At 60.7% G+C, this 15,250-nt stretch carries 12 protein-coding genes and 4 tRNA genes; 12 read left to right on the top strand and 4 right to left on the bottom strand.

Translation table 11 applies throughout. The annotated features are described in order from the left end of the window. Positions 1–111: 111 nt before the first annotated feature. From ACFDR9_RS00830 to clpX, 4 genes are all read left to right on the top strand, one after another. A tRNA-Leu gene (locus ACFDR9_RS00830) sits at positions 112–194 on the top strand. 608 nt (positions 195–802) lie between these two features. After that, on the top strand, positions 803–2,149 hold the full coding sequence (tig, locus tag ACFDR9_RS00825) for a trigger factor (protein WP_026132639.1): 1,347 nt from the start codon (positions 803–805) through the stop codon (positions 2,147–2,149). 83 nt (positions 2,150–2,232) lie between these two features. After that, positions 2,233–2,850, top strand: coding sequence for an ATP-dependent Clp endopeptidase proteolytic subunit ClpP (gene clpP, locus ACFDR9_RS00820; RefSeq protein ID WP_409029744.1), 618 nt, complete (start codon positions 2,233–2,235; stop codon positions 2,848–2,850). Positions 2,851–3,026: 176 nt separating this feature from the next. Continuing rightward, a complete protein-coding gene (clpX, locus tag ACFDR9_RS00815) occupies positions 3,027–4,295 on the top strand; it encodes an ATP-dependent Clp protease ATP-binding subunit ClpX (protein WP_017875665.1) in 1,269 nt (422 codons plus the stop codon). Positions 4,296–4,380: 85 nt separating this feature from the next. Here clpX and ACFDR9_RS00810 read toward each other — a convergent pair whose 3' ends face one another. Beyond that, positions 4,381–4,578 (bottom strand): hypothetical protein, encoded by a 198-nt coding sequence (locus ACFDR9_RS00810; RefSeq protein WP_409029743.1) that lies wholly within the window; start codon positions 4,576–4,578, stop codon positions 4,381–4,383. Between ACFDR9_RS00810 and lon the strand changes: the two genes are divergently transcribed. From lon to ACFDR9_RS00775, 7 genes are all read left to right on the top strand, one after another. After that, positions 4,577–6,988 (top strand): endopeptidase La, encoded by a 2,412-nt coding sequence (gene lon, locus ACFDR9_RS00805; RefSeq protein ID WP_026132637.1) that lies wholly within the window; start codon positions 4,577–4,579, stop codon positions 6,986–6,988. The two genes, ACFDR9_RS00810 and lon, sit on opposite strands and share 2 nt — an antisense overlap. A gap of 204 nt (positions 6,989–7,192) precedes the next feature. Then, complete coding sequence (locus tag ACFDR9_RS00800) at positions 7,193–7,465, top strand: HU family DNA-binding protein (protein ID WP_017875663.1); 273 nt, start codon at positions 7,193–7,195, stop codon at positions 7,463–7,465. Positions 7,466–7,542: 77 nt separating this feature from the next. Further along, positions 7,543–7,619 (top strand) — tRNA-Asp (locus tag ACFDR9_RS00795). Between the two features lie 25 nt (positions 7,620–7,644). Beyond that, positions 7,645–7,721 (top strand) — tRNA-Asp (locus ACFDR9_RS00790). Between the two features lie 17 nt (positions 7,722–7,738). Continuing rightward, positions 7,739–7,815 (top strand) — tRNA-Asp (locus tag ACFDR9_RS00785). 431 nt (positions 7,816–8,246) lie between these two features. Next, positions 8,247–10,181 (top strand): SurA N-terminal domain-containing protein, encoded by a 1,935-nt coding sequence (locus ACFDR9_RS00780; protein WP_409029742.1) that lies wholly within the window; start codon positions 8,247–8,249, stop codon positions 10,179–10,181. A gap of 137 nt (positions 10,182–10,318) precedes the next feature. Beyond that, positions 10,319–11,038: a hypothetical protein gene (locus ACFDR9_RS00775; protein ID WP_409029741.1), complete on the top strand. Its 720-nt coding sequence runs from the start codon at positions 10,319–10,321 to the stop codon at positions 11,036–11,038. 15 nt (positions 11,039–11,053) lie between these two features. On the opposite strand, the gene mnmH is transcribed toward ACFDR9_RS00775, so the two are convergent. Beyond that, positions 11,054–12,112, bottom strand: coding sequence for a tRNA 2-selenouridine(34) synthase MnmH (mnmH, locus tag ACFDR9_RS00770; protein WP_409029740.1), 1,059 nt, complete (start codon positions 12,110–12,112; stop codon positions 11,054–11,056). Then, on the bottom strand, positions 12,109–12,747 hold the full coding sequence (locus ACFDR9_RS00765) for an arylesterase (protein ID WP_017875659.1): 639 nt from the start codon (positions 12,745–12,747) through the stop codon (positions 12,109–12,111). The genes mnmH and ACFDR9_RS00765 overlap by 4 nt, the downstream gene beginning before the upstream one ends. 52 nt (positions 12,748–12,799) lie before the next feature. Between ACFDR9_RS00765 and ACFDR9_RS00760 the strand changes: the two genes are divergently transcribed. After that, complete coding sequence (locus tag ACFDR9_RS00760) at positions 12,800–13,570, top strand: ABC transporter ATP-binding protein (protein WP_327075837.1); 771 nt, start codon at positions 12,800–12,802, stop codon at positions 13,568–13,570. Between the two features lie 89 nt (positions 13,571–13,659). Here the strand turns inward: ACFDR9_RS00760 and ACFDR9_RS00755 are convergent, their stop codons facing one another. Further along, positions 13,660–15,162, bottom strand: a complete 1,503-nt coding sequence (locus ACFDR9_RS00755) for an NAD(P)H-hydrate dehydratase (protein WP_409029739.1) — start codon at positions 15,160–15,162, stop codon at positions 13,660–13,662. Positions 15,163–15,250 lie beyond the last annotated feature (88 nt).

Here is a 15,250-nt window from a genome sequence, read left to right as displayed (position 1 = left end):
TCCTGCTGGGAATCCAGTAGAATGCCGCGTTCCCGCAGGACGATTGCCTAGCAGTAATTGGCCCGTGGTAGCCAGAACGGCCGCGAGTTGTTAGAATCGTGGAGCAGGGAAGCGGATGTGGTGGAATTGGTAGACACGCTGGTCTTAGAAGCCAGTGCTTCGGCTTGGGAGTTCGAGTCTCCCCATCCGCACCATGCAGTGCCTTATTGTCGCGCTGGTGGTTTTTCTTCGTTGTATTTTTCTCATTGCCTCGTCCGGGCGTTCCACCGGTGCCGGGTGCCTATCAGTCGCGTAGCCGCGCGACTCGATATAAATTACACCAAATCGTTTTTCGCCGGCGGCTATGCCCCCGTGTTTTCTTGCGCTGTTCTGCTTCAAGCGCGACCCCGGATGGCATATACTGTGCGTTGCAACGGGCGGCGGCGCCCGTTTCGGCGCTGCGCAAAAGCGGCTCGGCCGAAACCGGCATTGCCCTATGGCGCCGCAAGGAGATCCGTACGCAATGTTGGCCACATTCCCTAGCGGCTTTGCTATAATGCCACGCTTTACCGAATTTTGGTCAGCCTGCGACTTTTCCTCGTAGCAAGCTTGATTGGTCGGAGCCCTGTTACGCTGTTGCGGTCAGAGGGGTAGTTTGGACGATAGTTGGGAAACTCCGGAAAGCGGGGGAGCTATCACCATAAGACCTTTGCTCGTCAACGAGTTACAGATGAATATGCGAGCGGGCGGTGGCGGGCATCTTGTGATGTCGGCGCATCGCCTTCTTCGCACCAACGTATTTTATTTTTTGGACGATTTTTACATGGCAACTGCAGTCGAAACCTTGGGCAAACTCGAACGTCGTATCACGATCTCCTTCCCGCTGACGGACGTCCGCACGGAAGTTGAGAAGCGCCTGAAAGTGCAAGCCCGTACGGCTAAGGCACCGGGCTTCCGTCCGGGCAAAGTTCCTTTAAAAATGGTCGCGGCACAATACGGTTATCAAATCGAAACCGAAGTGCTGAATGACAAAGTCGGCCGCGCGTTCAACGACGCCGCCAACGAAAACCAGCTGCGCGTGGCCGGCTACCCGAAAATCGAACCGAAGGAAGAAGCCGCCGACGGCGTGCTGGCGTTCGACGCAACCTTCGAAGTCTATCCGGAAGTCGTCATCGGCGACCTGAGCGGCGTGGAAATCGAAACCGTCAAGGCCGAAGTGTCGGAAGCGGAAATCGACAAGACCATCGACATCCTGCGCAAGCAGCGCGTGCACTACCACACCAAAGGTGAGGCTGGTGAACACGGCGACGGCGGCGCCGACCTGAGCGCGCAAAACGGCGACAAGGTCACCGTTGATTTCGTCGGCTCGATCGACGACGTCGAGTTCCCGGGCGGCAAAGCCGACGGCTACTCGTTCGTGCTGGGCGAAGGCCGCATGTTGCCTGAGTTCGAAGCGGCAACCATCGGTTTGAAAGTCGGCGAAGCGAAAACCTTCCCGCTGTCGTTCCCGGAGGATTACCACGGTAAAGACGTCGCCGGCAAAACGGCCTCGTTCACCATCACCCTGACCAAGCTGGAATGGGCGCACCTGCCGCAAGTCGATGCTGAATTCGCCAAATCGCTGGGTGTTGCCGACGGCGACCTGGCCAAAATGCGCGAAGACATCAAAGTCAACCTGGAACGCGAAGTAGCCGGCCGCGTCAAGGCGCGCAACAAGGAAAGCGTGATGGACGCGCTGGTCAAAGTGGCCGAGCTGGACGTGCCGAAAACGCTGATCGCCCAAGACTCCGAGCGCCTGGCCGAAATGACCCGTCAAGACATGGCGCAGCGCGGCATGAACGTCAAGGACGTGCCATTCCCAGCGGAGATGTTCGCTGAAAAAGCCGAGCGCCGCGTGCGCCTGGGCCTGATCCTGTCGCAACTGGTCGGCACCAACAAGCTGCAGGCGACGCCTGAGCAAGTCAAGGCCCAGGTCGAAGACTTCGCCCAAAGCTACGAAGACCCGCGCGAAGTGCTGAAGTACTACTACAGCGACCGTCAACGTCTGGCTGAAGTCGAAGCCCTTGTATTGGAAGAAAACGTCGTCAACTACGTGCTGGGCCTGTCGAAAGTGTCGTCGAAAGCGGTTGCCTTCGACGAACTGATGGGAAGCAACGCACAACAAGCGTAAACCGGCAGGGCGCCGCCGCCAACCGGGCAACCGGACGGCGGCGGCGCCTCCAAGCTGCTTCACAAGGAAAGAACATGACAGGTATGAACCGAAATCCAGCGCTGGACACTGAAATGCTTGGCCTCGTGCCAATGGTGGTGGAGCAGAGCGGCCGTGGCGAGCGCTCCTATGACATTTACTCGCGCTTGCTGAAAGAGCGGGTGATTTTCATGGTCGGCCCCGTCAACGACCAGATGGCGAACTTGATCGTGGCCCAGTTGCTGTTCCTGGAAAGCGAAAATCCGGACAAGGATATTTCGCTCTACATCAACTCGCCTGGTGGTTCGGTATCGGCCGGTATGGCGATTTTCGACACGATGCAGTTCATCAAGCCGGACGTCTCGACCCTGTGCACCGGCATGGCCGCCTCGATGGGCGCCTTCCTGCTGGCCGCGGGCGCGAAGGGTAAGCGTTTCTCGTTGCCGAACTCGCGCATTATGATTCACCAGCCGTCGGGTGGCTCGCAAGGCCAGGCGTCGGATATTGAAATCCAGGCGCGCGAGATCTTGTATCTGCGCTCCCGTCTTAACGGTATCCTGGCGGAACGCACCGGCCAGTCGGTCGAGCAGATCGCCAAGGACACCGACCGCGACCGCTTCATGTCGGCCGACGAGTCCGCCGAGTATGGTTTGATCGACAAAGTGTTGACCAGCCGCGCTTGATGTGCCCCAACCGGTATTGCTAAAAAACGCCCGGGCGCTGAAACGTTCGGGCGTTTCTTTTTTATTTCGGGTAGCATGGAGTATGTGTGCGGTTTTTCCGTACGCTAACGCTTTAAGGGCAGCTCCCTGTCAGCGAGTTTGCAATATTGTTAATGTAGTTCCAACCAAAATGCCTTATGTCAGACAAAAAATCCTCTAGCGGCGAAAAACTACTGTATTGCTCGTTCTGCGGCAAAAGCCAGCACGAGGTGAAAAAACTCATCGCCGGCCCGTCCGTGTTTATTTGCGATGAATGTATCGACCTGTGCAACGACATCATCCGCGATGAAACGTCGAGCATCGAGTCGGTCACCGGCGCCAAGTCCGACCTGCCGACGCCGCAAGAAATTGCCGCGTTGCTGGACCAGTACGTGATCGGCCAGCAGACTGCCAAGCGCATCCTGTCGGTGGCGGTGTACAACCACTACAAGCGCCTCAAGCATCTGGGCAAGAAGGACGACGTCGAACTGGCCAAGAGCAACATCTTGCTGGTTGGTCCTACCGGTTCGGGCAAGACCCTGCTGGCCCAGACGCTGGCGCGCATGCTCAACGTGCCGTTCGTCATTGCCGACGCCACCACGCTGACCGAAGCCGGCTATGTCGGCGAGGACGTCGAAAACATCATCCAGAAGCTGCTGCAAAGCTGCAACTATGATGTCGAGAAGGCCCAGCGCGGCATCGTCTACATCGATGAAATCGACAAGATTTCGCGCAAGTCGGACAATCCGTCGATCACCCGCGACGTTTCGGGCGAGGGCGTGCAGCAAGCCCTGCTCAAACTCATCGAGGGTACGATGGCGTCGGTGCCGCCACAAGGCGGGCGCAAGCATCCGAACCAGGACTTCGTGCAGATCGACACGACCAACATCATGTTCATCTGCGGCGGCGCCTTTGACGGCTTGGTGAAGATCATCTCGAACCGTTCGGAGAAGAGCGGCATCGGCTTCTCGGCCATCGTCAAGAGCCAGACCCAGCGCGCCAGCAACGAAGTGTTGTTGGAGGCGGAGCCGGAAGATCTGATCAAGTTCGGTCTGATCCCGGAACTGGTCGGCCGCCTGCCGGTCGTCGCCACCCTGGCCGAATTGACCGAGGAGGCGCTGATCCAGATCCTGATCGAGCCGAAGAACGCCCTGATCAAGCAGTATTCGAAACTGCTGGAGATGGAAGGCGCGGAACTGGAAATTCGCCCGGCCGCCTTGCACGCCATCGCCAAAAAAGCGCTGGCCCGCAAGACCGGCGCGCGCGGCCTGCGTTCGATCCTCGAGCACGCCTTGCTGGACGTGATGTACGAATTGCCGAATGAGCAAAACGTCGTCAAGGTCGTTATTGATGAAAATACGATCACTAGTGGCGCGAAACCTTTATTGATTTACCAAGAGCAAGCAAAAGCATCCGGAGAAAATTAAAGAAAGCCGCCACACTATTGCACAAAAGAGATTTCCATCCCTAATGCAAGGCGGTACAATTTAAATCAATGATAGATGTCGGGCTTCACTCGAAAAGCCACTCGCCGCGACATGCTGCGTGTGGCTTTTTTATTGGGATTTGTGCATCGATTAGAGTTATGGCGATGTTTTCCGGATAAAACGATAGAATATTGTTATTTTCCGGAATTATTTCTTCTCGCCGGTCTTGTGTTTCGGCAGCGAGCGCCAACATCATCAATACGCTTTCTATAAGGTACGCCATGACAACTTCCAAATTAACAGAGCAAACTCAATTGCCGTTATTGCCGCTGCGGGATGTTGTAGTTTTCCCGCATATGGTGATACCGCTGTTCGTCGGCCGCCCAAAGTCGATCAAGGCGCTTGAGGCTGCGATGGAGCAGGGCAAAAGTATCATGCTTGCCGCGCAAAAAGCCGCCGCCAAGGACGAACCGTCCGCGTCCGATATCTACCAGATCGGTTGCGTCGCCAATATCTTGCAGATGCTCAAGCTGCCCGACGGCACCGTCAAGGTGCTGGTCGAAGGCGCCCAGCGCGCCCGCATCAACCACATCAGCGACGCGCCCACGCATTTCATCGCCGACCTGACGCCGCTCGAGTCCGAGCCGGGCGACGATTCGGAAGTGGAGGCGATGCGCCGCGCCATCGTCCAGCAGTTCGACCAGTACGTCAAACTGAACAAAAAAATTCCGCCTGAGATCCTGGCGTCGCTGTCGGGCATCGACGACGCCGGCCGCCTGGCCGACACCGTTGCCGCGCATCTGCCGCTCAAGCTGGAACAGAAACAAGTGATCCTGGAGATTTTCGGCGTCGCCAAGCGGCTCGAGCACCTGCTCGGTCAATTGGAAGGCGAACTCGATATCCTGCAGGTGGAAAAGCGCATCCGCGGCCGCGTCAAGCGCCAGATGGAGAAATCGCAGCGCGAGTACTACCTGAACGAGCAAGTCAAGGCGATCCAGAAGGAATTGGGCGAGGGCGAGGATGGCGCCGACCTCGACGAGCTGGAGAAGAAAGTCGTCTCGGCCAAAATGCCGAAGGAAGCGCTCGACAAGGCCACCAACGAACTCAAAAAGCTCAAGCTGATGTCGCCGATGTCGGCGGAAGCCACCGTGGTGCGCAACTACATCGACACCCTGGTCAACCTGCCGTGGAAGAAGAAGTCCAAGGTCAACAACGACCTGGCCAACGCCGAGAAGGTGCTGGAAGGCGACCACTACGGTCTCGACAAGGTTAAAGAACGCATTCTGGAATACCTCGCGGTGCAACAACGCGTCGACAAGCTGAAAGCGCCGATCCTGTGCTTCGTCGGTCCCCCGGGCGTCGGCAAGACCTCGCTGGGGCAGTCGATCGCCCGCGCCACCAACCGCAAGTTCGTGCGCATGGCGCTGGGCGGCGTGCGCGACGAGGCCGAGATCCGCGGCCACCGCCGCACCTACATCGGTTCGATGCCGGGCAAGATCCTGCAATCGCTGGCCAAGGTCGGCGTGCGCAATCCCTTGTTCCTGCTCGACGAAGTCGACAAGATGGGCGCGGACTTCCGCGGCGATCCGTCGTCGGCGTTGCTGGAGGTGCTCGATCCGGAACAGAACCACACGTTCTCCGACCATTACATCGAAGTCGATTTCGACTTGTCCGACGTGATGTTCGTGGCCACCTCGAACTCGTACAACATTCCGCCGGCGCTGCTGGACCGGATGGAAGTGATCCGCCTGTCGGGTTACACCGAGGACGAGAAGACCAGCATCGCGCAGCGTTATTTGCTGCCGAAGCAGATCAAGAACAACGGCTTGAAGGAAGAGGAAATCACGGTCGCCGAATCGGCGCTGCGCGATATCATCCGCTACTACACCCGCGAAGCCGGTGTGCGTTCGCTGGAACGCGAAGTGTCGAAGATCTGCCGCAAGGTGGTCAAGATGCTGTTGCTGAAAAAGACCGAGAAAAAGGTCATCGTCAATTCGAAAAACCTCGACAAGTTCCTCGGCGTGCGCCGGTATGACTTCGGCGTGGCCGAGAAGGAAAACCAGGTCGGGCAGGTGGTCGGTCTGGCCTGGACCGAAGTCGGCGGCGATTTGCTGACGATCGAGGCGGTGACGATGCCGGGCAAGGGCGGCATCATCCGCACCGGCACGCTGGGCGACGTGATGAAGGAATCGATCGAAGCGGCCCGCACCGTCGTGCGCAGCCGCGCCGCCCGCCTCGGCATCAAACCCGAGGTGTTCGAGAAGAGCGACATCCACATCCACGTGCCGGAAGGCGCGACGCCGAAGGACGGTCCTTCGGCCGGCGTGGCGATGACGCTGGCCCTGGTGTCGGTGTTCACCGGCATTCCGGTGCGGGCGGACGTGGCGATGACTGGCGAGATCACCCTGCGCGGCGAAGTGTTGCCGATCGGCGGCCTGAAAGAGAAGCTGTTGGCGGCGCATCGCGGCGGTATCAAGACGGTGCTGATTCCCGAGCAGAACGTCAAGGATCTGGCTGAGATCCCGGACAACGTGAAGAACAAACTGGAAATCGTGCCGGTGCGTTGGATCGACAAAGTCCTGGAAATCGCGCTGGAACGCGCGCCGGAGGCGCTGGTTGAAGTGCCCGCGGTGGAGGCGGTTGCCGCCGCCGCGGCCAAGCCCGACGTCGCCGGCGAGGTCGTCAAACATTAAGCGTTTTTAGCGCTTAGCACCCAAACAAGCGCTTTTATAGCGCTTGTTTGCTATTCAAACGGCATTCTGCGGGCCAAACGCTTGACACAAAACAGCCCGGCTTGTTTAATACGCCCTGCAGAATTTTCTTCCGCAAGATTGCGGCGGGTTGACACAATCAATCCGCGGCGAAGACGATATATACCTTTGTAACGGGGACCGCTAGTGAATAAGACTGAATTGATCGACCACATTGCTGAAAAAGCCGACATCTCGAAAGCGGCCGCGGCGCGCGCACTCGATGCGGTCATTGGTGGCGTAACGGAGACCTTGCAAAAGAGCGACAGCGTAACGTTGGTCGGTTTTGGCACTTTCTCGGTGAGCGAGCGTGCCGAGCGTACCGGTCGCAATCCGCGCACCAAAGAAGCCATCACGATCGAGGCTGCAAAAGTTCCTAAATTTAAAGCTGGTAAAGCTTTGAAAGATGCAGTAAACTAACGGACTTCGGTGAGGTGACAGTCACTGAAAAGGTCTGGTGGTAGTACCGGCCAGATCGTAGTACCTTGTATTTTTTCGGAGTGGTAGTTCAGTTGGTTAGAATGCCGGCCTGTCACGTCGGAGGTCGCGGGTTCGAGTCCCGTTCACTCCGCCAAAAAATACAAACATTTGCAAGAGCTGGAGCGGTAGTTCAGTTGGTTAGAATGCCGGCCTGTCACGTCGGAGGTCGCGGGTTCGAGTCCCGTTCGCTCCGCCATAATCTTGTAAGTACCTGGAGTGGTAGTTCAGTTGGTTAGAATACCGGCCTGTCACGTCGGGGGTCGCGGGTTCGAGTCCCGTCCACTCCGCCAGAATAAAGATACCCTCGTTGCTCAGTGAGTTACGGGGGTTTTTCTTTTTCCGTTCGCATTTTCTTTTCCCCATTCCACTCATCGCCGGCGCGCGACGGGCAATTCCCGGTTGGTGCGGCGCGGCCGGATTATTCCGTCGCCCCGCCAATCTTCCAGCCCCGTCCGCCATAGCCGAAAACCGAGTTCAACCCCGCCGTTTCGCCATGATTTACCCTTGCTATAGCGCTAGCGTCGAGGTAGAATCCAGTGGTATTGATTTGGTCGACGGATTCTTCGTCCGGTTTTGTCGCCAAGTCATTGAATTTAAAGGGGAAGTGGGCTGCGAATAAAGTCCAATCCACTCCGCCGGAACAAAAAGAGGCGAACGAGAGTTCGCCTCTTTTTATATGCGCAAGTCCATCGTAATCCACTCAAATCCGAATTGGCTGACCATGTTTGAATTTATTCGTACCCATCAACGCTGGATGCAAATTATCCTGATGTTGATCATCGTTCCGTCGTTTGTATTCGTTGGTGTCAGCGGTTATCAAAGCTTTGGCGACGACGCCACCACCATCGCCAAGGTCGGCGGCCAGCCGATCACGCAGCAGCAGTGGGAAGAGGCGCAGCGCCAGCAAATCGAACGCTACCGCCAAATGCTGGGCGCGCAATTCGACCAGAAAATGTTCGATACGCCGGAAGCCAAGCAAGCCATCCTCGACAATATGATCGCCGAGCGCGCCGTCGGCGCCGAAGTCAAGCGCGGCCATTTGAGTGTCAGCGATGCCGCGATCAAAAAAGTCATCATGGAAACCCCAGGCTTGACGCTGCCGGATGGCAGCTTCGACTTGGAGCGCTACAAGGCGATTCTGGCGGCCCAGGGCATGACCCCGGAAATGTACGACGCGCGACTGCGCATCGACCTGGCCGCGCAGCAATTGAGCGGCGCGATCCAGGGCACCGCGTTCGCCCCGAACACGCTGGCGAGCCGTCTGTCAGACATCAATGACCAGGAACGCGAAGTGCAGGAGCTGTTGCTGCCGGCCGCCGAGTTCCTGCCGCAGGTGAAAGTGAGCGACCAGATGGTCAAGGCTTTCTACGACAAGAACAGCAAGTTTTTCGAAATCCCTGAGCAAGTCAAAATTGAATACGTGCTGTTCGACAGCTCCGCGGTGGCCGACCAGGTCAGCGTCAGCGACGCCGAAGTCGCCGCGTACTACGCGCAGAACGCCAAGCGCTACACGGCCGACGAAAGCCGCCGCGCCAGCCACATCCTGATCGCGCTGAAGAAAGACGCCAGCGCCGCCGAGAAAGCCGCCGCCAAAGCCAAGGCCGAAGCAGTGCTGGCCGAGGTGCGCAAGGCCCCGGGCGATTTCGCCAAGATTGCCAAGGCCCAGTCGCAAGATCCGGTCTCGGCCGAATTGGGCGGCGACCTGGACATCGTGGAAAAAGGCGCGCTGCCAAAAGCGGTGGAAGAGGCCGCTTACAAACTGAAGCAGGGCGAAATCAGCGACGTCGTCACCTCCGAATTCGGTTTCCACATCCTGACCGTGACCGCGCTCAAGCCGGCCCAAGTGCGCCCGCTGGACCAGGTCAAAGGCGAGATCCTGGCCGACCTGAAGAAACAAAAATCGGCCAAGAAATATTCGGAGCTGGCCGAACAGTTCACCAACACCGTCTACGAGCAATCGGACAGCCTGAAACCGCTGGTCGACAAGCTCAAGTTGAAAGTCGAAACCGTTGCCAACCTGTCGCGCGTGCCATCGCCGGCGCTGGGCGCGGCGCCGTTTAACAACGCCAAGTTCCTGAAGGCCATCTTCACCGACGACGTGCTGAAAAACAAACGCAACACCGAAGCCGTGGAAGTTGCACCGAACACCCTGATCGCCGGCCGCGTGGTCGAATTCAAGCCTGCGAGCAAGCGTCCGCTGGCCGAAGTCGACGCCATGATCCGTCAGCGCGTTACCCAGGAAGAAGCCGTGAAGCTGGCCAAGAATGCCGGCGATAGCAAACTGGCGGCCCTGAAGGCCTCGGGCGAGGCGACCGGCTTCGGCGCCGCCAAACTGGTGTCGCGCAGCAAAGCCGACGGTATCAACCGCCTGGCGATGGCGCAAGTGATGAAAGCCGATGTCAGCAAGCTGCCAGCCTATGTCGGCGTGGACGTTCCAGGCATGGGTTATGGCATCTACCGTATTGGCAAAGTGCAGCAATCGGCCACGCCGGACGCCGCGCGCCGCCAGTCGGAAAAAGACCAGATCGCCAACATCCTGGCCCAGCAAGAAATGTTCAACTACGTTGAAGTGCTGAAAGAAAAAGCCAAGGTCAAAGTGCTCAAGCCAATTACCCTGGCCAGCACCGACGTTAAGCCGGATGCCGATGCGAAGTAAGTCGTCGCCATATTAAAAAAAAGCCGCTCTCGAGCGGCTTTTTTTATTGGATCGAGTTGTCTCCACGTATACTGTAAGAACCGCCATGAGGCGTATGCGACCTTCAGCGATGTTGAATGAATTAAACCGTACAGCCGATGACGCCAAAGCTTCATCCAATTAGCGCCTTCCCTTGCGAACAAATACTGCGCGGGCGGAAAAATCCGCTTGGCTATGCAAGCGCCAGCATAGACCGCGAAAAAAGGGAAATCCATATCCGCGTGCTGATGGACTATCGGACACCGTCGTTTGCCAGTCGGATCAGCGGCTTGGCGAGCCGCATAACCCGGGCGCAGTTCGATGTATACGCGCGTTTGGCGAACCAGGGAATGGTCGATTACTGGAGCAGATCCGTGCGCTTGAACGGACTCGAATGGAGCGTCAAGGTCACGGTGCGGGAATCGGCGCAGGGCATGCCGATCACCTTTGCCAATCCCGGCATTCGGCTGTTGGGTAATCTCAGCAGTCGGTCGCGCAATCCCTACCCTGTATTTACCGGCAATTTGTACTACGACCACAGTTGCGGCAGCGATTCCGACGCCATATTCAGCATGACCGCCGCGCACGAAATCGGCCACGGCTTCCTGACCAGCGCATTCGGAATAGCGTGGTCATGGGGCCATGGCGGAACTTCATCCATCCTCGGTTGCGCGCATGCGAACGCGCCGCCGTATCCGCCGTCCGGCGAAATTGGCTTGATGTCGTACTACAGCACAAATATCAATTCGCCAGTCTACCGAGGCGACATCATACAAAGAACCATCGCCAGCGAAGACGACGTCAAAACCCTGATTCTGATATCCGGCCGCGCCACTTAACATCGAGCTCGACTGCTATTTTTCCGCGTTCAGGTGGCTGGCGGCGGCCAGGAACGACGCCTCGCCAATGCCGTCCAGCGCCAGTACCTCGGCCTCGGCGTATTGGGCGAAGTTGCGGCCGATCGAACGGGTGTAGGCGGGGTCGTAGTGCTGCACCAGCAATTCGTCGACCAGTTCCGCCATCTGGCCGGCGTTGGACATCGCGTGCCAGCGGGCGATTTTCTCGCGGCCGTACAGGCTCAGCAGGCAGTCGAGCTGGGCATTCAAGTGTGCCGGGTCGAGCGTGAAATGGGCGTAGTCCTCCATCAGCAGGCGCACCCGGTTCGGCCGCGACAGCGTCAGCGAGATGCAGGGCGCGGCGCGCATCTTGTCGATCAGAGCGTCGGGCACGCGCAGGTTGCCGACCTTTTTGCTCTCCGATTCGACGAACACCGGCCGGGCCGGGTCGAACTGGCGCAGTCGCTTCCAGATCGCGCTTTCGAACGCCTTTTGCGACGGCTGCGGCTGGCTTGGCAGGGTGCCCAGCACCGAGCCCCGGTGCGCCGCCAGTTGTTCCAGGTCGAGCACCTGGGCGCCGTTGGCGTGCATGATCTCCAGCAGGCGGCTCTTGCCGCTGCCGGTGGTGCCGCAGATCACCTTCAGGCCGACCGCCGGTTCCTGCGCCAGCGCGGCGTTGATGTGGTTGCGGTAGGCTTTGTAGCCGCCTTCGAGCTGGATCACCGGCCAGCCGATTTTCGCCAGGATGTGCGCCATCGCGCCGCTGCGGTTGCCGCCGCGCCAGCAGTAGATCAGCGGCTTCCAGTCGCGCGGCTTGTCGAGCCACAACGTGTCAATGTGCAGGCCGATGTTTTTGGCAACCATCGCCGCGCCGACTTTCTTCGCCTCGAAGGCGTTGGCCTGTTTGTACAGCGTGCCCACTTCGATGCGCTGGGCGTCGTCGAGCACCGGGCAGTTGATGGCGCCGGGCAGATGGTCGAGCGCGTACTCGGACGGGCTGCGCGCGTCGATGATGGCGTCGTAGCTGTCGAGCTGGGACAGGACTTCTTCAAAATTAAGCAGGGCCGGGTATTTCATCGGGCTTTCAGCAATGGCAGCAGTTGTGGCCAGATATTGGCCAGGATGATGGGGTGGGCCTCGGCGGTCGGGTGCAACCGGTCGGCCTGGAACAGTTGCGTCTTGTCGGCGACGCCGTCGAGCATAAACGGCACCAGCGGCGCCTTCAGTTGCCTCGACAGTTTGCCGTACATGGCGAAGAATTTGTCGGCGTAGGCGCTGCCGTAGTTGGGCGGCAGGCGCATGCCCACCAGCAGCACCTCGGCGCCGGCGCCCTTGGCCTCGGCGCTCATCGCTTGCAGGTTGGCCTCGGCGGCCGCCACCGGCAGGCCGCGCAGGCCGTCGTTGGCGCCCAGTTCGATGACGACGATGTCGGGGCGGTGCCGTTTCAGCAGCGCCGGCAGGCGCGTGCGCCCGCCGCTGGTGGTTTCGCCGCTGACGCTGGCGTTGACGATGGCCGCGCCGAGTTTTTGCGCAGCCAGGCGCTGCTCCAGCAGGGCGACCCAGCCGCTGCCTCGGCTCAGGCCGTATTCAGCCGATAAACTATCGCCCAGCACCAGCACCGTTTTTGGTGCAGAATAGGCGCGCGTCGTGCCTGCGACAAACAGCAGGGCGGCCACAGGCAGCGACAGCAACAGGCGCCGATGCGGTTTCAACTGACCGCCACGGCCACCAAGGTGTTCACGAATTTTTTTAAGATAGATCAGCATGCCCGATTTTCCAAAAGCGACTTCCCCGAATTTTGTTCCCAATGAAGCGGCGGCTGCCGCGTCCGGCCCTGGCGCCGCCGTCACCCGCCTGGAGCGTGCCGCGTTGCCGGCCGCGATCCAGGTGAGCGGTCTGACCAAGCGCGTGCCGGACGCCGACGGTGAGCTGACGATACTGCATAGTGTTGATTTTACCGTGCAACGGGCGGAGACGCTTGCTATTGTCGGCGCCTCCGGTTCGGGCAAGTCGACCTTGCTTGGTTTGTTGGCCGGGCTGGACACGCCGTCGGCCGGCAAGGTGGTGCTCGACGGCAGCGATATCTTCGCGCTCGACGAGGACGGCCGCGCCGGCCTGCGCATGGCCAAGCTGGGTTTCGTGTTTCAGTCGTTCCAGTTGCTGGCCCATTTGACGGCGCTGGAAAACGTCATGCTGCCGCTGGAGTTGCGCGGCGAGGCCGACGCCAGGGAGAAGGCGGCGGCGATGCTGGAGCGGGTCAAGCTGGGCAGCCGGCTCAAGCATTATCCGAAGTATTTGTCGGGCGGCGAGCAGCAGCGCGTCGCGCTGGCGCGGGCGTTCGTCACCGAGCCGCCGCTGCTGTTCGCCGACGAACCCACCGGCAGCCTGGACGCGGCCACCGGCGAGGCGGTGATCCAATTGATGTTCCAGCTCAACCGAGAGCATGGTTCGACACTGGTGCTGGTGACGCATGACCCGTCGATCGCGGCGCGTTGCGGGCGCACCATTACGATTGCGGCGGGCCGCCTGGTGTAGCGGTGATATGGAGGCGCTGCGAAAGTTAAGGAAACCAGGGGCGTAACCCCGGCTCTTTGACTGTGTTTTTTTTGGCTTTTGCGGCGTTTTTATGTTCCGCTCCGGGCCATGCGGTTGATGGCGCCGCGGATCGCCGGCAGCAGCTCGCTGGCCGTCAGGCCGATGGGGCCGACGCCTGCGGCCACCAGGGCGTCTGCCGCCGCGCCGTGCAACCACACCGCCGCCAGTGCCGCCTGCCACTGCGGCCAGCCCTGCGCCAGCAGACTGCCGCACAGGCCCGACAGCACGTCGCCGGTACCGGCCGTGGCCAGCCCCGGGTTGCCGGTGGTGTTGACGACGACGGCGCCGTCGGCCGCCGCCACCACCGTACCCGATCCCTTCAATATCACCGTCACCTGCATCTGCGCGGCCAGCTGGCGCGCCGCCGCCAGCCGGTCGCCCTGCACCTCGGCGATGGTGACGCCGAGCAGGCGCGCCGCCTCCAGAGGGTGCGGCGTCAGCAGCGCGCCGCCGGGGCGCAGCGACAGCGCGCTTTGCAGCTCCGGCTCGGCCGCCATCAGGTTCAGCGCGTCGGCGTCGAGCACCAGCGCGCTACTGCTATCGATGGCGCGCTGCAGCAGCGCATATGCGCGGTGCGAGGTACCCAGGCCGGGGCCGGCCACCAAGACGGCCGTGTCGAAGTCGAAGTCGCCGGCCAGCCGGCACATCAGTTCGGGCTGGCCGCTGTCATAGGCCGGGGCCTCGTCCGGGAAGGCCAGGTAGACCCGGCCGGCGCCGCCGAACAGCGCGCTGCGCGCCGCCAGGATGGGCGCGCCGGTCATGCCGTGTGCGCCACCGACGACGGCGACGCTGCCGTAACTGCCTTTATGGGTGTTTTGCCGCCGCGCCCGCAGGTGCTGGGCGAAATGGCTGGCGTCGTTCAGGCGCGCGCGGGCAGGCGCAAGGTGCCGCGCGTCGATGTCCAGCGGCGCCACTTGTACGGCGCCGGCGTGGTCGCGGCCGTCGCCGGTGTGCAGGCCGGGCTTGTCGCCAATGAAGGTGACGGTGTGGCTGGCGCGCACCGCAACCGCGTCCGGACCGACCACGGCGCCGGTGTCGGCGTCGAGGCCGCTGGGCACGTCCAGCGCCAGTACCGGGCAGTGTTGCCGGTTCAGCTGCTCGACGGCGGCCAGCGCCACGCCGTCGAGCGGGCGCCGCAAGCCGATACCGAACAGGCCGTCGACGACCAGGTTCCAATCGGCGCGGGCCAGCGCCGCCGGAGTGGCTTCGATGAAGGTGGCGTCGCTGGCGCGGGCGCGCTGCAGCGCGTGGCGCCGTTCCTCCGACGGCGCGCCGGTGTCGGGCAGCAACCAGACCGAGACTTGCAGGCCGGCGTCCGCCAAGTGGGCCGCCGTCTCCAGCGCGTCGCCGCCGTTGTTGCCGGGACCGGCCAATACCAGCACTTTGTACTGCGCCGGCGCAGCGGGCAACAGCGCGCGCGCTACGTTGGCGCCGGCCAGGCCGGCGCGTTGCATCAGCGTGCCGGGTGCTAACTGCTGCGCCGCGGCCATTTCGGCGGCGCGGATTTCGGCTCTGGTATAGAGTGGGTTCATGGGCTGGTATCCGTATTCGAATGGAAAGATGTAGCCAACATAGTGGGGATTGCCTTGCCGCGCAAGGGGCGTGCGCGCAATGTTGACG

Source organism: Janthinobacterium sp. CG_23.3, from assembly GCF_046115965.1.
In the GTDB taxonomy this organism is placed as follows: Bacteria; Pseudomonadota; Gammaproteobacteria; order Burkholderiales; family Burkholderiaceae_D; genus Janthinobacterium.
This window is presented reverse-complemented; position numbering and strand designations above follow the sequence as displayed.